Here is a 20929-nt window from a genome sequence, read left to right as displayed (position 1 = left end):
TGTAAGTATAAATCAATTCTTTGTTATTGATCTACATCTCCCTGTTTTCAGGTAGCGAGGATCGGTATTTCGCCATCAGAACAGTTAATTGCTTCTGGTCTACAATTCCGTCAGCATGATTTTGCGCCAGCGTACCTTGATGCCACCGCCATCGTGGATCTGCAAAGCGATGGCTCCTTCGCCCGCCGCAATTTTGTCGTCCTCAAAATCGACCATCGCGTGGCCATTGAGCCAAGTCTGTACGTGGCCGCCCTCGACCCGGATGCGCATCGTATTCCATTCGCCCATTTTGAGGTACCCCTCCTCGGCGTCGGGAATCTGCTTGAGCCAGCCGCGTCCGTACGACTCATACACGCCACCTGAATCGTGATTGGGGGGAGCCACTTCCACCTGCCAGCCGCTTACTTTGGTACCTTCAAAGGTCGAGCGGAAGAAAACCCCGCTGTTGCCGTTGGATTCCTGCTTGAATTCCAGCGTCAGGTCGAAGTTTTTGTAAAATTTTTCGGTGGCTAGGTACCCATACGCTTTGTCGGGACCGCTCTCACACACCAAGTCGCCGTTGTCGACGTACCATTTTTCGGTACCCTTGATATCCCAGCCATTCAGGTTTTTACCATTGAATAGTTTGATGGCTTTCTTGGCCGAGGGTACCTCGGGCGAATTCACCGGCCGAACCATAGCCGCTACGGTAATAAAACAGACCAGAGCTACGGCAAACAGGCGCACAATTTGTGTTTTTAACTGCATACGTTTATTTATTGGATTAGGAAAACAAAGCGTGGGAATACGTTACACTACTCCTGCCAAAGTTCCGTTATTAACGAGGATTTATCAACAAAAACCACTCTAAGGTATGAAAAAAGTGCGTAGTATTGGTCCATTCCTGACCAAGCTAATGGTGACAGGAATCCTGCTAAGCGCAGGATGGGCGTGTAAGGACGATGATCCCGTCAATCCCAAGACGATTACGGATGTGGTGTTCGATAGTCCCGATTTCACTATCCTGGGTACCGCTATTCGGTACGCCGGGATGAGCGATGCGCTCAAGACGCAGGATTTGACATTCTTTGCTCCCAACGATGCGGCTTTTAAAGCGTCGGGCTTTGCCGATGCGGCGGCCATTACGGCGCGGCCTGCCGCCGAAATACGCGAAATTCTCAAATACCACATCATCGGTACCGCCCTGACGGTGGATCAGCTGGAAGCTCAAGGTACCCCCTCCTACCAGAATCTGGCGATGAAGCCTACCTATATCACGCGCAACTCGGGCGGTGTTTTGATCAACGGAGTGCGCATCACGACACCCAACATGAAGGCCGACAATGGCATTATCCATGTGGTGGAGCGGCTACTGATGCCTCCTACAAAATCTCTGTTGGAAATTATTCAGAGCAATAGCGATCTTACTTTTTTGCTGGCGGCGGCTACCCGGGCCGCGCAGACCAACCCAACCCTTGGTAACGCGCTGTCCTCGCCCCTGAGTACCTACACGCTGCTGGCTCCTTCCAATGCGGCGTTTATGGCGGCGGGCTTCACTTCGACGGCTTCGTTCAACGCCGCCGATCCGACTACGCTGGCGAATATTCTGCTGTACCACGTGCTGCCGGGACGGATTTTCTCCAACAATTTTACCAGTGGTACCCTGACGACCGTATCCACCAAGACTATCAAAGTGGATGTGAACAACGGGGTCAAAATCACCGGCAACAAAAACACGGCCCCCGCTACGCTCACCCAAACCAACCTGCTGGCGACCAACGGCGTGATTCATATCATTGACCGGGTACTGATGCCGTAACCATTCACTAAGATTTTTCAACATAAAAATCCAATCACGGCAACCCGTGGCTCGCTTTTTATGTTGAAGAAGGTACAAAGCGTTTGAATGGACAGTGAAGTGTAGCAAACATGAAAGGTAAAAAGAGGATTTGGTTGCGGTGGGTGCTGGGCATCCTGATTATTGCGTTGATAGGTTCCTGGTGGATGGCGCAGCGGGTCGATTTTCGCACCAGCGACAGCGAATTGACGGCGCTTTTTACCGCCAAATCCATGCCGATCAAAATTCATCGCTACAAAGTCGAGAAACGCACGGTACGATTCGTAGAGTTCGGACAGGACAGTCTGCCGGTCACGATCCTGGTGCACGGCGCTCCGAGTTCATTGAGCTTCTTCAGTTCGCTTTACTCCGATACCTCAGTTACTAACCATACTATGCTCGTGGGCGTGGATCGCCCCGGTTACGGCTATTCTGATTTTGGTCAGTCTGTGATTTCCGTCAAAAAACAGGCGCATTTTCTCCAGCCTCTTATCGATCACTATGCCCGGCAAGGCCGCAAGGTAGTGCTGGCGGCTTCTTCGTACGGAGGCTCGGTGGTAGCCAAGCTGGCAATGGACAATCCCGATGTAGTGTCGGGCATTCTTTTCATTTCGTCGTCTCTGGCCCCCGGCCAGGAATATACGTACCCCATTAGCTATGTCATCGACTCCCCTTGGTTTGGCTGGTTTTTCCCGACTATTCTGCGGGTAGCTAACGATGAGAAGCTACATCACCAAAAAGCGTTGGAAGATATTCAGGACGGCTGGGAGCGCATTCGGTCACGAATCATTATGCTGCACGGCAATGCCGATCAGCTTATTTATTTTTCCAATGCCGAATATGCCCAGAAGCATTTGATCAACGCCGCCTCGTTTACGCTGATTCCGGTAGAAGGAATAGGCCATACACTTATGTGGGATCGCCCGGAGCTGATTCGGAAAAGTCTGCTGGAATTGATCAGAAAACCAAAACTAGAGCACCTGGCCGGGAAGTAAACGGTGCCGATTCTGGGAGTCATAAGCTTAGGTCAGAGTCTTTTGCTCATATATACAAAAAGGGTCTGGATTCAATCGAATCCAGACCCTTTTTCACTTATAGACCCTCTCTTGTTCTAAAACTGCTCGGTACCCGAAAAGAAGAAATTCCCTTCGATCGTGGCGTTTTCATCAGAGTCGGAGCCGTGGATGGCATTGGCCTCAATGGACTTGGCAAATAGCTTACGAATCGTTCCCTCGTCGGCATTGGCCGGGTTGGTGGCACCGATCAGCGTCCGGAAATCAGCTACGGCATTGTCTTTTTCCAGGATCATGGGTACAATGGCACCCGACGACATGTACTTGCAAAGGTCGGCATAAAAGGGCCGTTCCTTGTGTACTGTGTAGAACTCGCCGGCCCGTTCGGGAGTCAATAAAGTCTTCTTCAAAGCCACAATACTGAAACCCGCTTCTTCAATCATTTTGATGATCGCCCCCGTATGGTTTTCGGCTACGGCATCGGGCTTAATCATCGTAAAAGTTCTGTTCCCTGACATATTGAATGCAAAATTTTATTTGGCCGCAAAACTAACCATTTTCCCCATAAAACCGACAACAGGTCGCAAATCCCAACAGTTTTGTTAATTTTGTGCGCCCATACTGAACCGCCCGGCGGGCGGGCGGGGTGGCTACTCTCATCAGGCAACTTTTTATTTGCGCTGGTCTTTTACTACAAATTCTTGTGAATCAACCTTTTGACGCACTACGCGCTGTATTAGCTTCTCCCCAAAAAGTCGTAATCACGATGCACCGCGACCCTGATGCTGACGCCATGGGGTCTTCACTGGGCTGGGCGTTGTATCTGGAAAAGAAAGGGCACCAGGTGAGCGTCATCAGCCCCACCGACATCGCTTCCAACCTACACTGGTTGCCCACGGCCGACCGCGTGCTGGTGTTCGAAGGTACCAACGCCAAAGCCCGCGAATGCCGGGAAGTGATTCAGGAAGCCACATTGGTGTGTTGCCTTGATTTTTCGGCTATTTCCCGTCTGAAGGAATTGGGACGCTGGGTCAATGAGTCCACGGCTACCAAATTGCTGGTGGACCACCATATCGAACCCGAACCGTTCGCCGATATTATGCTATGGGATACGGGTGCGGCCGCCACGGCGCAGTTGATTTTTGAAACCATCCGATACCTTGACGGCACAGCAATACTCGACGTCCCAATGGCCGAGTGCCTGTACGCAGGCATTATGACCGACACAGGTTCGTTCCGGCACGGAAATACCACTCCTGAGGTACATCTGGCGGTTGCCGAACTCATGCGGACTGGTCTGGAGATCAATAAAGTGCACCGGATGATTTTTGATAACTCGCCCCTGCTGCGCATGAAGCTGCTAGGCCATGTGCTGAGCAATCGCCTACAGGTACTTCCTGAGTACCGGACGTCCTACATGACTCTGACCGCCGCCGAATTGGAAAAGTACAAATCGGGCACGGGTGATACCGACGGTATCGTGAACTACGGCTTACAGATAGAAGACGTGGTGATGACGGCCCTATTTATCGAACGGAAAGGGGAAGTCAAGATCTCGTTCCGATCATTTGGGGATTTTTCGGTGCGGGACCTGGCGAGTGCGCATTTCAATGGTGGCGGCCACCGCAATGCCTCCGGGGGACGCACGACGCTTTCTTTGCAGGAAACGGTGGATCAGTTTCTGAAATTTCTGCCTTTTTACAAAGCCCAGCTCCTGAGCGTGGAGAAATGAGGCGTTTTTTTGATTCCTTTGCACAAAAATCGGAGGATGCACGTTATAGGTAGTATTATTTCGCAATCAACTCAAAATCACTAACTACTCTATTTTATATTTAACCAGAAACCAATGAATCTTAAAACAATCGGCTTTGTGCTGGGCATCTGCATCCTGGCCGCCTCCTGCAATCAGCATCGGGTACAGGTAACAGAGAATGGACTAAAATACCAGTTTCATGAGCAAAACGAAGATGCACGCAAAGCCAAAATGGGCGACATTATGTCGTTTCACTTGGTCCTTAAAAACAGCGAGGACTCCGTGCTGCGCGATACCTATAAAGAAAATATGCCCGTGAAGCTGGTACTTCAGCAGCCTCCTTTCAAAGGTAGCTTTGAAGAAGGGCTGGCCATGCTGGCCAAAGGCGACAGTGCTACCTTTTTTGTGAGCGCTGACACGCTGTTTGCCAAGATGATGCAGCCTATGCCTCCTATGGTTAAAAAAGGTACTGACCTGGCATTTACCGTAAAAGTACTGAATATCCAGACTTCCGAAGAATTCCAGAAAGATCAGGCCGAGCAGGGAGCTGCCCAGAAAGGTATCGATGCCAAAACCATCGATAAGTACATCGCTGACAACAGTCTTCAGGGCAAAGCGCAGAAAACAGATTCGGGCCTGGCTTACGTGGTGCTGTCGCCCGGCTCGGGCCCTACCCCTAAGCAGGGTGATGTGGTGAAAGTCCACTACACCGGCAAACTGCTCGATGGTAAGGTTTTCGATAGTTCTATCAATAATCCACAGACCCAGGGCCAGCCCATTGATTTCCGGGTAGGGGTAGGTATGGTGATTCCCGGCTGGGAAGAAGGCATCATGTCCATGAAGAAAGGCGAAAAGCGCATGTTGATTATTCCCTCGGGCTTGGCGTACGGAACCGAAGGGTCAGGGCCTATTCCTCCCAATTCCGTGCTGCTTTTCGACGTAGAATTAATTGATTTTTCCACTCCGGCTCCGGGTGATAACTCGGGCATGCCGCAACAACCGGGTGGCCTGCAATAGGCTTCGCCCGTAGCGATATTTATGAACGCAGCAAATAGATACGGTTGGCTTGTGGCGATTGGCGTTCTCCTGGGTGCTTCTCTAACGGCCTGTAAGGAGGCTTCGGATCCGATCGGTGATGAGAAGAGAATCCAGAACGATGAGGAAATCAAGGCTTATCTATCCACGAATGACATTTCGGCCCAACGTACTCCCGAAGGCCTGTACTACAAGGTAGTTTCGAAAGGTACCAGTACCCAAAAACCCGTCATCGGTGATGAGGTTCGGGTTACGTATATAGCGCGGCGCCTGGATGGTGTGCTGGTGGATAGTAGCGAAATAAGCCTCAACAAGCCCGTTCGGGCCGTTTATGGCATCAGTAAGATTCCGTTTTTGTCCGATCAGGCGATGAGTCTCCTCTTTGAGAAACCCCTACTTACCGAGGGCGATTCGGCTATTCTGTTTTTGCCTTCGTATCTTAGTTATGGAGCCACAGGTACTCTGCTGTTTCCAGCTTATACCCCTGTACGGCTCGAAATGAAGGTAGTGTCTATCCGCACTGAAGCGGAGCAGATAGACGATTTTGTGAAAGACCATTCCATTCTGATCACCGAAACTACCGAGAACGGACTGCGATTTGGCAAAACCCTGTCGCGGCCTGATTCCGCCGAAATTAAAGATGGCAGCGTGTTGCAGGTGAAATATACGGGGCGTCTAATGGATTACACGGTTTTTGACTCGGGTACCCTGAGCGTCACCGTCGGAAGCACCAGTCTGGTAACGGGCTTTACGCAGGGTCTGCTGAAGATGCGGGCGGGCGAAAAAGCCAACTTACTTTTTCCATCCACTCTGGGCTATGGTACCCAGGGAAGTAGCCCTTCCATTGGCCCATTTGCCCCCTTGTACTTCGAGGTAGAGATTGTGTCCAAGACCAAGTAATTCGCATATTTTTTTTGTAAAAGAGGCTACTCACCGGGTGGCCTCTTTTGCTTTTGTTTCAAGTAAAAAAACTGTCCTATGCAACTTTGCTTTGCTACAAATAACGCCCACAAACTCACCGAGATTCAGGCCTTGCTGGGTTCGGATTTCGAGTTGAAAACCCTCGCCGACATTGGTTGCCTCGAAGAAATTCCCGAAACCCAACCTACCATTCCCGAAAACTCCCGTCAGAAGGCCGAGTACGTGTGGGACAACTATGGCATAGGTACCTTCGCTGATGATACGGGTCTGGAAGTATACGCGCTCGATGGGAAACCGGGCGTCGATTCGGCCCATTATGCGGGTCCGCAGCGCAACGCCAACGATAATATCAACCGCGTGTGGGAGCAATTGGCCGCTACTGGCCACACCTTTCCCACGCCGGCGCGTTTTCTTACCGTCATTACGCTGGTGGTAGAAGGTATCTACCACCAGTTTGAAGGTACCGTAGAGGGTACCCTCATCAACGAGAAACGTGGAGGCAACGGATTTGGCTACGATCCTGTCTTTGTGCCTGAGGGCCATGAACGGACTTTTGCCGAAATGAGCCTGACCGAAAAATCCCAACTCAGCCATCGGTCTCGGGCATTTGCCAAGCTGGTGGCGTTTCTACGGCAACGGTAGTTTGTATAAACGGGTTTTTATAGCCAAATTAGGCACCCTACCTAGCTTTTCCCCAACTTTTTAAATCCCTGCATCATGTCCAAATTCAAGTCCGAAGACTTTCGCTACAATGGCGATAAAAAATTCAGCCTGAAAAAGGTGGATACCAAGATTCCCGACCTCTACGAGGACAAGGACGAATACAAAAAGATGCTGGAGGATAACGCCGACGAACTGGACGAACTGCAAAGCATGATGTACGCTCACAATCGCTATGGTTTGCTGGTGATTCTTCAAGCCATGGATGCGGCCGGTAAAGATGGTACCCTAAAGCGGGTTTTTGCGGGTGTAAATCCCATCGGTGTAAGAATACACTCGTTCAAGCGGCCCAGTGAAAACGAACTGGGGCACGATTTCATGTGGCGGAGTTCAGTGCTGTTACCGCAGCGGGGTACCATTACGGTGTTTAACCGCAGCTATTATGAAGAGGTACTGGTCGTAAAGGTACATCCCGAAATAGTGACCCATGTGCAACGCCTACCTGCTGAACTCACCGAAGATCTGGATAAACTCTGGGAAAATCGCTACGAGGACATTAAGAATTCAGAGAAGTACCTCTACCACAATGGTATCCGGGTAGTGAAGTTTTTTCTGAATGTATCCAAAAAGGAGCAGGCCGACCGCCTGATCGCCCGCATCGAAGATCCTTCTAAAAACTGGAAGTTCGAAGAAGGAGATGTGAAAGAGCGCGAATCCTGGGATTCGTACATGGAAGCATTTGAGGAGTGTATCAACGCCACCGCTACCGAAAAAGCACCGTGGTACGTGATTCCGGCCGACGACAAGAAGAATATGCGGATTATCGTAGGACGGATCATCACCGAAGAAATGAAAAAACTGGATATGCGGTATCCCGAAGCCGACGAAAAACGCCACGACGAGTTGCAGGGTTTTATCAGTGTCATAAAATCCCAGAACAACGACTAATAAAAAAACGCGGACGGCGCTTTGAGCGCCGTCCGCGTTACTATTCAGATACTTTATCGGTTATTCACCCTTAGCGAATTACGAAGTTACCTCCACCAATCCGGTACCCTTCGGCGTACAGTTCGACGCTGTACTTACCAGGCCGGAATTGCGATGTGTTGTCATACAGCATCTCCACTTTCTGGTTGTTATTAAGGTAAGCAACCGACTCGCGGGAAGTGAATTTCGTCTCCTGACCGTTTACTTCGAACTCACCAGAACCTGTGGCATCATCGGCCAATACGGCTCCGTTGGGATCCAGTACCCGCACATAGATATCCTTCGTTTCCTGACGTGTCAATGGGTTTTCAGGTAGATCGAACACCAACTTGATTTTGTCGACACGCTTCGCTTTGTAGGCGTCGTCATCACGGGTTTTACCCTTCGAAGTTACCGCCAGAACTTTCAAATTCTGTGCTTTCAAAGCAGCAGCACGATTTACTTTCTCCGATAGCTCCTTGTTCTGAGCCGTATAGGTCATTACGGAATCCGCCAGCTCGGTTTGACGTTGCACGAGAGTCTGACGCTCGGTCTGCAGTGAGCCTACCTGTACGTTCAGCGAATCGTTTGAAGAAGCCAACATTTGGTTTTCTTCGCGTAGTTTGGCAATTTCGGTATCTTTCTCAGCCAGGAACGTTTCGTATTCCTTGATCTTGGCCAGATACTTGTTTGTTTCCACTTTCTTACTCCGCGAGAGGGCCAGTTTATCAGCCTCAAGCTGTGCTTTCATTTTGTTAAGTTCTTCTACATCACCACCTAGTTTCTCGACTTCAGCGATTTTCATGTTCAACACCGTCGAAATGGAATCCAGTTTAGTGCGTGTTGAAGCTACTTCTCTTACTTTTTCCATTACTGTTGCTTCCTGATCCGTAAGTTCAGCCCTCTGCTGAAAAAACAGGAAACCTAACGCCGCTACGGCAACCGCCAGGATTGCGACAATCACCCACGCCGTACTTTGCTTTTTCTGTTCTTCGGTTTGCATTTTGATTTACGTTTAGAGTTAAAAATTAAAGAAAAAGTGTACAGGTCTCATACATCCTCATTCGCTGTTTGGTTGGTTAACTCTTTCGTATACGTTGGATTTGAATTATTATTTTCTGAACCGGCAATTATATAGGAAGTATAGTTTTAGAGGTCCTTCTCTCAATCTTACTTGGCCACACTGAATTGCCTGATCATGGACTCTCATTATAAAAGATCATACCCACACAAAATTTTTGTGAAATTTACTTTCTATCACCCAAGACACTAATAATCAGACTTTTAAAGTGGGATTTCTGCTTAAAACGAAATAAAAAACATAGGCCATTTGTCAAATTATGGCCAAAATTATTTCATTTTCGTTTCCAAGGCATGTAGAATATGATCCCCAATCTGTACATTTTTGGGGTGGAAAAATTATTTTTTTACCGTTTCGGAATATAATTTTCCCTAATTTCCATAAAGTTTTTGAGCGGCCTCCTCGTATTTATCACCTTTGATCCATTGCGGTACCTGACTGCGATCGGCGATCAAACGAGAGGCGTAGGCATAGGCCTGGCAGAATTTAAGCAGGTAGTCAAAATCGATGGTCTCTGGATTATCGGAAGCCTGGTGGTAATTCTTCATCAAATCGGCATCAAAAGTCCGGAATCCGGGCGTAATTGTGGGCGCAGGAATTCCTTTAATAGCAAAACTCACATTGTCGGATCGATCGAATAATCCCTGCTCAGGTGCCGGATCGGCCACTACATCCAATCCAAAAGCTTTGCTGGCTGCTTCGATTTCTGCCCGTGCCCCCGTGCGATCCAGTCCGATCACCGCCAGAATACTGGTATCATTATAGCCCGCGCCGTCGGTATTGAGGTTGAATACACAGTTTTTGAGGGGTAACAGCGGATGACTGGCGTAATACTTACTGCCCAGAAGACCCACCTCTTCGCCCGTCAAAGCTACCAATACTACCGACCGCTTCGGTGGGTTCTGCGCCAGCGCTTCGGCAGCAGCCAACAGCGATACGGTGCCAAAGGCGTTGTCGCGCGCGCCATTGAAAATGCTATCCTCGGGCGTATAAGGCTGACCGCCCTGCTTACCCACGCCTACGTGATCATAATGCGCCGAAAGCAGTACATACTCGTTTTTCAATTTGGCATCGGTACCTTCGATGTAAGCCACTACGTTGTACCCATTGACCGTTTGCACCGGGCGCCCATCCGTTTGGAAACGAACGTCTGACGCCACACGCAGGAGCTTGGTGAACCTGGCCTCTTGCCCGTTTACCCAGGCATGCGGCAGCGAAACGGGGGTACCTTCAGCCGCCAGGGCGATGCGATCGCCTGAAAAATATTTGGTCACAAAATTCCAGGGAACAGGAGCCTTGAATAATTCGATTATGGCTACGGCTCCCTTTTGGGCAGCCAGTCTTCGTTTCTCATTTGATACGCTGATAATTTCCGACGGTGTGGTGGCATCCGGTGAGCCGCTTTGCACCAGCACAATTTTCCCTTTCACGTCCAGCCCTTTGTAGTCGTCCCAGCTTTTGGCTGCATCTTCCAGTCCAAAACCTGCATAGACCAACGGAGCACGCACATCCGTAGCCTTACCCGACATCAAAATCCAGTCTTTTTCCGAAAGCAACGTATCGTTTCCTACGTATAAGGTACCCTTCTGCAAAGCGGCCATCTTTTCTAAAGGTACAGCTTGCATATAAGTAGACTGCCCCGGCACGGGTCGCAGGCCGTAGCGTCGAAACTGCTCGGCCACGTAACGGGCGGCTACAAGATTTCCCGGTTCGCCCGTGCGGCGTCCCATCAGTTCGTCCGAAGCCAGAAACCGCATGTGCGCTTCCAACTCACTTTTTTGGAGAGAAAATTCGGGCAATGTGTTTTTCTTTTGCGCAAAGCCGGGAATCAGAAGAGCCAGAAGGAAGAGAAGAGGTAAAAGCTTTTTCATACTGAGAGATTGGCTTTTAAATGACTTGATATGACCTTAGTGTACCTCAGCCTGCACATCAAAAAGCTTGCGGTCACTGATCACCAATTCCTGGAAGCCTTTGATTTGGTAGGTAGCCACGCGCCATTGACCTGAATTTTTGGCGCAGTGCATTAACAGGTTCTTTTCGGACTCAAATAATTTGTTTTCGGCCAGAATCCTGGCTTCAATCAGGGCAGGTTGTCCATCGGCCTGATCGAGTACTACCTTTAGATAACGAACAGGCAGGTCTTCCTGAGTTTGAATAGTATACTCATACGTCAGCGAATCGGGTCGTGCAATGGCGTAGCTTTGTCGATAGGCGGGCTTATTGATGTCAGCCTGCACAAAAAGTTCCAGCTCTTTCTCCCAGTTCACTTCACTGGTGCTACGCTTTTCCTGACCATTACCCACCACCATCGTTTTTTCCACAACGGGTTTTTGCTGGTTCAGTAGTTGAATCTGACTTTGAATAAAGCCCTTTATATCATAGTAAACGGCGGGCTCATCATGCTTTTCGGCGGGTGTTTGGCAGGATGCAAGCATCAGGAGTATTGCAAAGCCCGCCGTTCCGAAACGGAGCAAGTCTTTCACTTTTCCAATCGGTTTGGAATCAAAAATGGGTAGTCGCACGGTATATGAAAAGTAGTTTAAAAAAATCAGAGAGCCGATTTGGCTCTCTGACTAAGCTAACACCTGAAAAAGCCGGATAGTTTACAGTAGGCTCTCACCCGCCATTTCTCCGGGTTTAGGGATACCCATCAAGGCTAGAATGGTAGGTGCCACGTCGGCCAGCTTACCGTCGTGAATCGGTTGGGAATAGGTACTATCCACCAGGACGCAAGGTACCAGATTGAGAGAGTGGGCCGTGTTAGGCGAACCATCGTCATTGATCATATAGTCGGAATTACCATGATCGGCAATAATAATGGACGAATAGCCATGCGCCAAACCTGTCGTCACTACAGCTTCGGCGCATTGATCCACGGTTTCGGCCGCTTTTACGGCGGCTTCAAAAATACCCGTGTGACCCACCATGTCAGTATTGGCGAAGTTGAGGCACACGAAGTCCACCTCTTCCTGTTCCAGTGCCGGTACAATGGAATCGCGAATGTCCCGCGCCGACATTTCCGGCTGCAAATCGTAGGTAGCTACCTTGGGAGAAGGACAGATCATCCTGCTTTCGCCCACAAATTCTTTTTCCCGCCCTCCCGAAAAAAAGAAGGTCACGTGGGGGTACTTTTCGGTTTCGGCAATGCGAATCTGCTTCTTCCCTGCTTTTTCCAGTACTTCTCCCAACGTATTGGTCAGGTTGTCCTTATCGAAAATAACCCCTACGTTCTGAAACGATTCGTCGTAGTTGGTCATCGTAATATAACGCAGATTCAGTTTGTGCATATTCTGCTCATGGAAATCGCGTTGCGTCAAAGCTTCGGTAATCTCGCGCCCCCGGTCGGTCCGGAAGTTGAAGCATAGTACCACATCACCATCCTCGATGACAGCCACGGGTTCGTTCTGTTCCGTGACGGCTACAATCGGCTTGATAAACTCGTCCGTAACATCGTTGGCATAGGAGGCCAACACGGCCTCCATCAGCCCGCTTTCAGGTACCTGCGCCCCTATCCCGTTTACCATGGCATCGTAGGCCAGCTTCACCCGCTCCCAGCGCTTGTCGCGGTCCATGGCGTAGTACCGGCCCGTGATGCTGGCGATTTTGCCGGTTGTAGTAGCCATGTGTTTTTGCAAATCCTCCAAAAAGCCCAATCCGCTCTTCGGATCGCAGTCGCGGCCATCAGTAAAAGCATGCACAAATACATTGTCCAGTCCGGCCTGATGTGCGAATGTACAAAGACCTTTGAGGTGATTGATGTGCGAATGTACCCCCCCATCCGATACTAAACCGATAAAGTGTACCTTCTTACCCGTAGTTTTGGCGTAGTCAAAGGCGTTGGCCAGAACGGGTTCCTTCGCCAGGGAGCCATCCTCGACGGCCAGGTTTATTTTTACCAGATCCTGATACACGACGCGCCCGGCCCCGAGATTGGTATGCCCCACTTCGGAGTTACCCATCTGCCCATCGGGTAGTCCCACCGCCAGGCCGCTCGCCTGTAGGGTACTGTGGGGGTACCTTTGCAAGATACTATCATAGAAGGGCGTGTTGGCAGCAAGAATGGCCGAGCGATTTTCCTCGCCCTGCTTGGCAATGCCCCAACCGTCCAGGATAATCAGTATGACTTTCTTATTCATCGTTTCAAATTATTTTTTTCAATTATAAATTCTAAAAAGCGGGTTCCGCAGCGCTCTACAATCCGATATACTTCTTCAAAAAAAACGATATCTTCGTAATAAGGATCCGGGACACTGAAATGCTCCCGTGGGTCCGAGGCTTGCACTTCGGAATCGAATTCCCGGTACAGAAATAACCGATCTTCGGGGAAATAAAATCCACTGCTACGGTAGCTTTGATTGCGGATATCCTCAAAGTTGGCCTCATCCATGGCCACGATATAATCGAAATTATAGAAATCATCACCCGCTAATTTCCGGCTTCTGTGCGTTAGTACCAAACCCTTTTCCTGCCCTATCTGCCGTATGCGGCGATCGGGTAAGCTACCAATGTGGTAGGAGGCGGTACCCGCCGAATCGCATTGAATGTGGGTTGAGAGACTCGCCTGTTGTATCAGGTTATTGAAAACAATCTCCGCAAGTGGCGATCGGCAGATATTCCCCAAGCAGACAAAGAGTACCTTGATCAATTGAAAGTTGAAACCGGGTCGCCGGCGATTGAAAGTTGAAAATGCGGAATTTCACGAATGGAGCCACTTCTTTGCTCCGAGAATAACCGCGTCCTTACTTTAATTTCTCAATAGACTGTCCGTTTTCATCCACGATTACGTACACATCTTCTGTAGGTTTGCGCATGAGGTACTTTTCCCTGGCCCACTTTTCAACCATGGCCTGATTGCCGAATACTTCCTGCCGCTCTTTCTTTACCAACCGCACCTGTTCCTGATAGTACAACCGGTCCTGCTCCAGATCCTTCATTTTTTGCCGATTGCTTAGCACCACAAAGATGTTGTTATCGTCAATAAACACAACCCACACCACCCAGCCCACTAAGGTGGCTATGTAGAAGTTACGCAGGTAGCGCATCAGGCGCAGAAGCCAGTAGGGAAGTCGGGCCATTTTCTGGAGGTAAGTTGATGGATAGCTACGAAGCGGGTTCTATTATTGGCACAATCGTGAAGTACATCTAGCTCAGGCAGAGTACCCTATTAAAAAACCGGGACACCAGGCCCCGGTTTTTTACTCGAACGGTTTAAAACTTCAAACCTGGGAAGTAGGCGGTTTCGCCTAGTTCTTCCTCGATGCGAAGTAGCTGGTTGTATTTCGCCATGCGGTCAGAACGCGAAGCCGATCCCGTTTTGATCTGTCCGGTGTTCAGGGCAACGGCCAGATCGGCAATAGTTGAATCTTCGGTTTCGCCCGAGCGGTGCGACATGATATTCTTGTAGCTGTTGCGCTTGGCCAGGTTTACAGTATTGATCGTTTCGGTCAACGAGCCGATCTGATTCACTTTGATCAAAATCGCGTTGGCGATTTTCTGATCGATCCCTTGCTGCAAACGGTCCACATTGGTCACGAACAGGTCGTCACCGACCAACTGACACTTGCTACCGATACTTTCAGTGGTTGCTTTCCAGCCGTCCCAGTCGTCCTCGTCCATGCCGTCTTCGATCGAAATGATGGGGTACTTACTAACCCAGTCAGCCCAATAGCCCGCCATTTCGGCCGAGGATAGTTTGCGTCCGTCAGATTTTTTGAAGTGATAGACACCATTTTCGTAAAACTCGGAAGAAGCCGCATCCATTGCAATAAAGATCTCTTCACCGGGTTTGTAGCCCGCTTTTTCAATCGCCTGAATTACAATTTCAATCGCTTCTTCGTTGGATTTGATATTGGGTGCAAAACCGCCTTCGTCACCGACATTGGTCGAATATCCTTTGCTTTTCAGTACTTTCTTCAAGGTATGGAACACTTCCACGCCCATGCGGAGGGCATCAGAGAACGTATCGGCTTTGGCCGGCATTACCATGAATTCCTGGAAGTCGATGGAATTATCGGCATGGCTACCACCGTTCAGAATGTTCATCATCGGCACGGGCAGCGTGTTGGCGTTGGTACCCCCGATGTAACGATAGAGGGGTAGGTTGGCTTCCTGCGCGGCGGCTTTGGCTACGGCCAGCGAAACACCCAGAATGGCATTGGCACCCAATTTTCCTTTGTTGGAGGTACCATCAAGCTCGAGCATGATCTTGTCAATAAGGTTCTGCTCGTAAACCGACAGACCGATCAGTTCGGGATAAATAATATCGTTGACGTTCTCTACTGCTTTCAGTACGCCTTTGCCGACATACACTTTATCGTCGTCGTCACGCAATTCTACGGCTTCGTGCTTGCCTGTGGAGGCGCCGGAAGGTACGGCGGCACGGCCCAGATAGCCATTTTCGGTACGAATATCAACTTCTACTGTAGGGTTTCCTCGTGAATCCAGAATTTGTCTGGCGTGTACTGACTGAATAGTACTCATGTGCAGCTTTGGGTTTGTATGGGTAAATGGTTAATTTTAACAGAACAAAAATAACGTAAAATATTGGGAACCGACATGAAACTCCTGAAATGCATCATATTGCTCATGCTGACGTTGGCATCCCTGGCCGGAACTGCCCAAACGCCCCTATCGGTTGAAGCCTTTGATCAAAAACTCGCCGGTGCGCCACAGGGTCAGCTCTTGGATGTTCGAACACCCGCCGAGTACGTGCAGGGACACCTACCCCGCTCTTCTAATTTTGATTTTCGCGATCCGGTCTTTGTGCAGAAGATAGCAACGCTGGATAAAGACAAACCTGTCTTCGTCTATTGTCTGTCCGGTGGCCGGAGCGGACAGGCCGCCAAGCTATTGGCTCAGAATGGTTTTAAGGAGGTATATGATATGCAGGGGGGTACCTTAAATGGTCAGCGGCCAGTATGCCTTCCGAGAAAAACGAGGGTACCTCGGAAGTTCCGGCAGGAATGAGCCAGGATGAATTTCAGAAACTGATTGCCTCGACCCAACCCGTACTCATTGATTTCTTTGCTCCCTGGTGCGCCCCCTGCAAGCAGATGGCACCTACCCTGGAAAAGCTTACGAAAGAATACGCGGGGAAAGCAACCATCAAAACGATCAATTACGACGACAATAAAGCTCTGGCACGAAGCCTACAGGTCGATGAAATCCCAGTTTTTCTTCTTTACAAAAATGGGATGTTGCTGTGGCGAGGAATGGGTCTAATGCCGGAGAAGGAGTTTCGTGAGGTGATTGATGGGGCTTTGTGAGGACATATTGGAGTCAGGTGTTTCCACCTGACTCCACTGCTATTATCAAATCAAACTTCCTTACGCCTCGGCCAGCAACCGCGCGAACTCATCGAACAGGTACCTTGAGTCATGGGGACCGGGCGATGCTTCGGGATGGTACTGTACCGAGAAAGCCGGACGATCCTTGCGGCGGATGCCTTCGATGGTCTTATCATTGAGATTCACATGCGTTACCTCCACATCGGGGTGATTCAGGATTTCGTCAGGATTTACGGCAAAGCCATGGTTCTGGGAAGTCACTTCGCATAAGCCCGTAATAAGATTCTTAACAGGATGGTTCAATCCCCGGTGTCCGTGATGCATCTTGTAGGTAGAGATACCACTCGCCTCGGCCAGCAATTGATGACCCAGGCAAATGCCAAACAGGGGTTTGTTGGATTCAATCATTTCCTTTACCGTTTCCACAGCGTATAGCATCGCAGCGGGATCGCCGGGGCCATTAGAAATAAAGAACCCATCCGGCTGCCATTCCATGATTTCGGAAAAAGGCGTTTGGGCGGGAAATACCTTGCAGTAGCAGCCGCGCAGAGTCAGGTTTTGCAAGATGCTTTTCTTTATGCCGTAATCCATTACCGCAATGCGCCAGCGGCTTTCCATTTCGTCGCCCACAAAGTAGGGTTCTGTGGTACTTACTTCGGAAGATAATTCCAGGCCGGCCATGGAAGGTACCTTTCGTAATTCCTCCATCAGTTCATTCTCATCCAGTATTTCAGAAGAGATGATGGCGTTCATAACGCCTTTTTCGCGCACATGACGTACCAGGTGACGGGTATCCACATTGCTGATCCCCACAATATTGGCACGTTCAAAGTACTCCTGTAATGAAAAGTCGGCAGTATACCGAGAGTATACATTGGAAAAAGTATTGCATACCATTCCCTTGATTTTCACATAGCTTGACTCTTCTTCACTGTTGAGCTGTACCCCGTAATTCCCGATGTGTGAGGTGGTGTTCACCACAATCTGACCGTAGTACGAAGGATCCGTGTAGATCTCCTGATATCCGGTCATACCCGTATTGAAGCAGATTTCTCCGCCCGCAGTTCCCTTTTTTCCCAAGGCCAAGCCCCGGTAGGCCGTGCCGTCTTCCAGTAGTAATAAGGCTTCTTGTGTTTCAGTCATATTCTATCGGTACAAAAGTGTAGTTTTCAAAAGTAGTAGTTTATACACAAAAAAAGGGGTTAAACGAAAACGTTCAACCCCTTTTATCAATTGCTTACAATCATTTCTGATTTCTGTTCTATCAATTTTCTCGTCCTCCGTCCAATTCGTCCTGCCAGGCTTTCAACTCATCCCATTTACCATCTGCCGCCAATTTGGCTTGTTGTGGCCAGGTTGCGGGATCATGCGAAGCAAATTGTGAACCTGCCTGATCCAGAATTTCGCGAATGGTTTCCGGCGTAGAATCAGCTAATTTGGCGAAAGTATCAACACCTGCCTCAGTGAGTACTTCGGCAATTTTGGGTCCGATTCCTTCTACTTTTTCCAGGTCATCCGCTTCGACAGCATTCTCTTCCTGGACAGCTACTGGCTCAGCTTTGGTGGTTTCTTCCACGACAGCGGGGGTACCCTCTTTCGTTTCGCTAGATGCTTTTGCTTCGGTTGTCTCAGCGCTGTCAGCTTTCTTACCACCTCCCCGACGGCTCCGACGGGTTTTGGCAGGCTTCTCGGCAGTGGCCAGTAGCATGGTTTCGTTGAAGTCAACCAACTCCATGATACAAACGTCAGCTGCATCTCCCTGGCGGGTACCTAGCTTCACAATACGCGTGTACCCTCCGGGACGATCCGCAATTTTGTCAGCCACTACGTTGAAAAGCTCTTTCACTGGTTCTTTGTCACGCAGATACGAGAAAACTACCCGGCGGCTGTGCGTGGAGTCATCCTTTGATTTGGTCAAAAGTGGCTCGACATACTTGCGCAGGGCTTTGGCTTTAGCCACTGTCGTTTCAATACGTTTGTGCAAAATCAATGAACCTGCCATGTTCGATAGCATGGCATTGCGATGGGAGGCCGTTCTTCCTAAGTGGTTAAATTTCTTTCCGTGTCTCATTTTTCTAATTATGTGGCAGCTTCGAGCGGCGGTTGTAACGCGCTACAGAACACATGCCGGTTTGACCTTATTTATTACTCCTCATCGAGGCGGTACTTACCTACTTCCATACCGAAAGTAAGCCCTTTTTCTGATACCAGTTGTTCTAATTCCGTCAGTGATTTCTTGCCAAAATTGCGGAATTTCATCATATCTGAAATTTCGAGCCTTACCAAATCACCCAATGTTTTTACATCGGCAGATTTCAGGCAGTTGAAAGCCCGTACGGAAAGGTCCAACTCAGCCAGTGAAGTTTTGAGTAGTTTGCGCATGCGCAGCATTTCCTCATCCACCTGATTATCCTCTTCGGCTTTCTGTTTCTCAAACGTCATCGTTTGATCCGAGAAGAGCATGAAATGCTGGATCAAAATATTGGCGGCTCCCTTAAGTGCTTCCTCGGGATGGATCGAACCGTCAGTTTGAATGTCGATCAGCAGACGCTCATAGTCGGTTTTCTGCTCAACCCGCGTGTTTTCAACACTGTATTTTACATTCTTAACGGGTGTATAGATTGCATCCATTGCCACATGGCTGAAAGGCAGTTCATTGGCACGGGGCTCATCGGCTGGTACATATCCACGGCCTTTATCCACAAGCAATTCCATCTCAAACTCTTTCTTGTCGTCAAGATGGCAAATTACCTGATCAGGATTCAGAACCTGGTAGGAACTCGTAAATTTACCTATATCCCCCGCCGTAACGACAGACACATTCTTCAGGTTGACCGTTATACGGTTTTCCACCAGGTCAACCACTTTCTTAAAGCGAACCGTTTTCAGGTTCAGGATGATTTCTGTAACATCCTCCACGACCCCTTCTATGGTCGAGAATTCATGAAGCACCCCGGGGAACTTCACACTCGTAATGGCGTATCCCTCTAATGACGAAAGCAGGATCCGACGCAACGCATTTCCAATCGTTACGCCATAGCCTTTTTCCAAGGGTTTAAACTCAAACAACCCGTGAAAGTCGTCGGCTTTTTCCATTACGACTTTATCAGGCATTTGGAATGCTAATATTGACATAGTCTTTGTTTACTTTTTGTGTAGTAAATGACGATTGATCAGGTCGTCGTTACCTTTGCGATCGCAAACGTTTCCGCTAGTGCGGGTACAAGGATGCCCCGGACAAGCCGGGGCTATGTATATAAGTAAGAAGCGTGCTCTTACTTCGAGTACAATTCAACGATGAGTTGCTCGTTGACATTTTCAGGGATTTGGTCGCGTTCGGGGTAGGTAATGAACTTACCCGTCATTTGCGATCCATCCCACTCAAGCCAATTGAATCGTTTTGCAGAGTGACCGGACAAACTATCTGTGATCGCTTCTAATGATTTGGATTTTTCCCGAACCGTTACAGTCTGACCTGGGCGGAGAGTATATGAAGCGATATCTACGATTTCGCCATCCACCATAACATGCTTATGACCGACGAGCTGACGGGCAGCACGGCGCGTGGGAGCGATACCCAGACGAAATACGGTATTGTCGAGCCTTGCCTCACACAGCTGAAGCAGGTTTATACCCGTGATTCCATCTTTTACCGCAGCGCGGTGGAAGATATTTCTAAATTGTTTTTCCAATACACCATACGTGTACTTCACCTTTTGTTTCTCCATCAGCTGGAGCGCGTATTCCGATTTTTTGGAACGACGCCCCCGGCCATGAACGCCGGGTGGGTAGTTTTTCTTATTGAGCGCCTTACTGGTTCCCATCACGGGTTCACCATAACGTCTCGAAATTTTTGCCTTAGGACCTGTATAACGTGCCATCTTATGATTTTAAAATATTACTGCTACTAATTGGATAACCCCAGTTCCTAAATTATCAATTGGGTAACAGCTACTGATTAAACTGATTAAACTCTTCTGCGCTTGGGAGGGCGGCATCCATTATGTGGCAGGGGGGTAATATCCCGAATGGACGATACTTCGATACCGGTATTCTGAATCGTTCGGATAGCTGACTCACGTCCTGAACCAGGTCCTTTCACAAATACCTCAGCCTTCCGCATACCTAGGTCGTAAGCAACCTGAGCGCAGTTTTGAGCGGCTGTTTGAGCTGCGTAGGGCGTATTTTTCTTTGAACCACGAAAGCCCATCTTCCCAGCCGAAGCCCAGGAAATCACTTGCCCATTATTGTTCGTAATCGAAATCATAATGTTGTTGAAAGTAGCCTTGATATGTACCTGGCCCACCGATTCAACTACCACTACTCTCTTTTTTGCCTTGTCTTTTCTTTTATTCTGTGCCATTGTGCTATGGGTCTATTGTACAAGCGTGAAGCCAC

23 protein-coding genes are annotated in these 20929 nt (G+C 49.2%); 9 read left to right on the top strand and 14 right to left on the bottom strand.

Annotated elements, in window-relative coordinates; genetic code table 11:
- Positions 1-99 precede the first annotated feature (99 nt).
- Positions 100-678 (bottom strand): 3-keto-disaccharide hydrolase, encoded by a 579-nt coding sequence (locus GBK04_RS14475; protein ID WP_152766112.1) that lies wholly within the window; start codon positions 676-678, stop codon positions 100-102.
- 175 nt (positions 679-853) lie between these two features.
- On the opposite strand from GBK04_RS14475, the gene GBK04_RS14470 reads away from it, so the two are divergent.
- Positions 854-1798 (top strand): fasciclin domain-containing protein, encoded by a 945-nt coding sequence (locus tag GBK04_RS14470; RefSeq protein WP_152760827.1) that lies wholly within the window; start codon positions 854-856, stop codon positions 1796-1798.
- A 110-nt stretch (positions 1799-1908) separates the two neighbouring features.
- Positions 1909-2811 (top strand): alpha/beta fold hydrolase, encoded by a 903-nt coding sequence (locus GBK04_RS14465; protein ID WP_152760825.1) that lies wholly within the window; start codon positions 1909-1911, stop codon positions 2809-2811.
- A gap of 116 nt (positions 2812-2927) precedes the next feature.
- Here the strand turns inward: GBK04_RS14465 and GBK04_RS14460 are convergent, their stop codons facing one another.
- Positions 2928-3347 (bottom strand): nucleoside-diphosphate kinase, encoded by a 420-nt coding sequence (locus GBK04_RS14460; RefSeq protein ID WP_152760823.1) that lies wholly within the window; start codon positions 3345-3347, stop codon positions 2928-2930.
- A 185-nt stretch (positions 3348-3532) separates the two neighbouring features.
- Between GBK04_RS14460 and GBK04_RS14455 the strand changes: the two genes are divergently transcribed.
- From GBK04_RS14455 to GBK04_RS14435, 5 genes are all read left to right on the top strand, one after another.
- A complete protein-coding gene (locus tag GBK04_RS14455; protein ID WP_373330984.1) occupies positions 3533-4561 on the top strand; it encodes a DHH family phosphoesterase in 1029 nt (342 codons plus the stop codon).
- Between the two features lie 114 nt (positions 4562-4675).
- The gene (gene bamJ / locus GBK04_RS14450; RefSeq protein WP_152760821.1) at positions 4676-5599 is read left to right on the top strand and encodes a BamJ family beta-barrel-assembly machinery protein; all 924 of its coding nucleotides are present in this window, start codon (positions 4676-4678) and stop codon (positions 5597-5599) included.
- A 21-nt stretch (positions 5600-5620) separates the two neighbouring features.
- A complete protein-coding gene (locus GBK04_RS14445; protein ID WP_152760819.1) occupies positions 5621-6517 on the top strand; it encodes an FKBP-type peptidyl-prolyl cis-trans isomerase in 897 nt (298 codons plus the stop codon).
- A gap of 78 nt (positions 6518-6595) precedes the next feature.
- Positions 6596-7180, top strand: a complete 585-nt coding sequence (locus GBK04_RS14440; RefSeq protein WP_152760817.1) for a non-canonical purine NTP pyrophosphatase — start codon at positions 6596-6598, stop codon at positions 7178-7180.
- Positions 7181-7255: 75 nt separating this feature from the next.
- Positions 7256-8146: a polyphosphate kinase 2 family protein gene (locus GBK04_RS14435; protein ID WP_152760815.1), complete on the top strand. Its 891-nt coding sequence runs from the start codon at positions 7256-7258 to the stop codon at positions 8144-8146.
- Positions 8147-8216: 70 nt separating this feature from the next.
- Here the strand turns inward: GBK04_RS14435 and GBK04_RS14430 are convergent, their stop codons facing one another.
- The 7 genes from GBK04_RS14430 to eno form a co-directional block, all read right to left on the bottom strand.
- Complete coding sequence (locus GBK04_RS14430) at positions 8217-9167, bottom strand: DUF8428 domain-containing protein (protein ID WP_152760813.1); 951 nt, start codon at positions 9165-9167, stop codon at positions 8217-8219.
- Between the two features lie 449 nt (positions 9168-9616).
- Positions 9617-11116: a M28 family peptidase gene (locus GBK04_RS14425; RefSeq protein WP_152760811.1), complete on the bottom strand. Its 1500-nt coding sequence runs from the start codon at positions 11114-11116 to the stop codon at positions 9617-9619.
- Between the two features lie 36 nt (positions 11117-11152).
- Positions 11153-11767 (bottom strand): hypothetical protein, encoded by a 615-nt coding sequence (locus GBK04_RS14420; protein ID WP_152760809.1) that lies wholly within the window; start codon positions 11765-11767, stop codon positions 11153-11155.
- An 81-nt stretch (positions 11768-11848) separates the two neighbouring features.
- Entirely contained in the window at positions 11849-13381 is a 1533-nt protein-coding gene (gene gpmI / locus GBK04_RS14415) for a 2,3-bisphosphoglycerate-independent phosphoglycerate mutase (RefSeq protein WP_152760807.1), read from the bottom strand.
- The gene (locus GBK04_RS14410; RefSeq protein WP_152760805.1) at positions 13378-13890 is read right to left on the bottom strand and encodes a low molecular weight protein-tyrosine-phosphatase; all 513 of its coding nucleotides are present in this window, start codon (positions 13888-13890) and stop codon (positions 13378-13380) included. The genes gpmI and GBK04_RS14410 overlap by 4 nt, the downstream gene beginning before the upstream one ends.
- A gap of 94 nt (positions 13891-13984) precedes the next feature.
- Entirely contained in the window at positions 13985-14320 is a 336-nt protein-coding gene (locus GBK04_RS14405) for an FtsB family cell division protein (RefSeq protein ID WP_152760803.1), read from the bottom strand.
- 133 nt (positions 14321-14453) lie between these two features.
- On the bottom strand, positions 14454-15725 hold the full coding sequence (eno, locus tag GBK04_RS14400; protein ID WP_152760801.1) for a phosphopyruvate hydratase: 1272 nt from the start codon (positions 15723-15725) through the stop codon (positions 14454-14456).
- A 75-nt stretch (positions 15726-15800) separates the two neighbouring features.
- On the opposite strand from eno, the gene GBK04_RS14395 reads away from it, so the two are divergent.
- Together GBK04_RS14395 and GBK04_RS14390 are read left to right on the top strand one after the other, a co-directional pair.
- Entirely contained in the window at positions 15801-16211 is a 411-nt protein-coding gene (locus tag GBK04_RS14395) for a rhodanese-like domain-containing protein (RefSeq protein ID WP_152760799.1), read from the top strand.
- Positions 16163-16510: a thioredoxin family protein gene (locus tag GBK04_RS14390; protein ID WP_152760797.1), complete on the top strand. Its 348-nt coding sequence runs from the start codon at positions 16163-16165 to the stop codon at positions 16508-16510. Before GBK04_RS14395 ends, GBK04_RS14390 begins: the two co-directional genes overlap by 49 nt.
- Positions 16511-16570: 60 nt before the next feature.
- On the opposite strand, the gene carA is transcribed toward GBK04_RS14390, so the two are convergent.
- From carA to rpsK, 5 genes are all read right to left on the bottom strand, one after another.
- Entirely contained in the window at positions 16571-17674 is a 1104-nt protein-coding gene (gene carA / locus GBK04_RS14385; protein ID WP_152760795.1) for a glutamine-hydrolyzing carbamoyl-phosphate synthase small subunit, read from the bottom strand.
- A gap of 121 nt (positions 17675-17795) precedes the next feature.
- Positions 17796-18545 carry a 50S ribosomal protein L17 gene (gene rplQ, locus GBK04_RS14380; RefSeq protein ID WP_373330983.1) on the bottom strand — a complete coding sequence of 250 codons (750 nt, stop codon included), beginning with the start codon at positions 18543-18545 and terminating at the stop codon, positions 17796-17798.
- A gap of 131 nt (positions 18546-18676) precedes the next feature.
- Positions 18677-19666: a DNA-directed RNA polymerase subunit alpha gene (locus GBK04_RS14375; protein WP_152760791.1), complete on the bottom strand. Its 990-nt coding sequence runs from the start codon at positions 19664-19666 to the stop codon at positions 18677-18679.
- 140 nt (positions 19667-19806) lie between these two features.
- Positions 19807-20412, bottom strand: coding sequence for a 30S ribosomal protein S4 (rpsD, locus tag GBK04_RS14370; protein ID WP_152760789.1), 606 nt, complete (start codon positions 20410-20412; stop codon positions 19807-19809).
- Between the two features lie 86 nt (positions 20413-20498).
- On the bottom strand, positions 20499-20894 hold the full coding sequence (rpsK, locus tag GBK04_RS14365; RefSeq protein WP_152760787.1) for a 30S ribosomal protein S11: 396 nt from the start codon (positions 20892-20894) through the stop codon (positions 20499-20501).
- Between the last annotated feature and the right edge of the window lie 35 nt (positions 20895-20929).

Source organism: Salmonirosea aquatica, assembly GCF_009296315.1.
Classification (GTDB): domain Bacteria; phylum Bacteroidota; class Bacteroidia; order Cytophagales; family Spirosomataceae; genus Salmonirosea; species Salmonirosea aquatica.
This window is presented reverse-complemented; position numbering and strand designations above follow the sequence as displayed.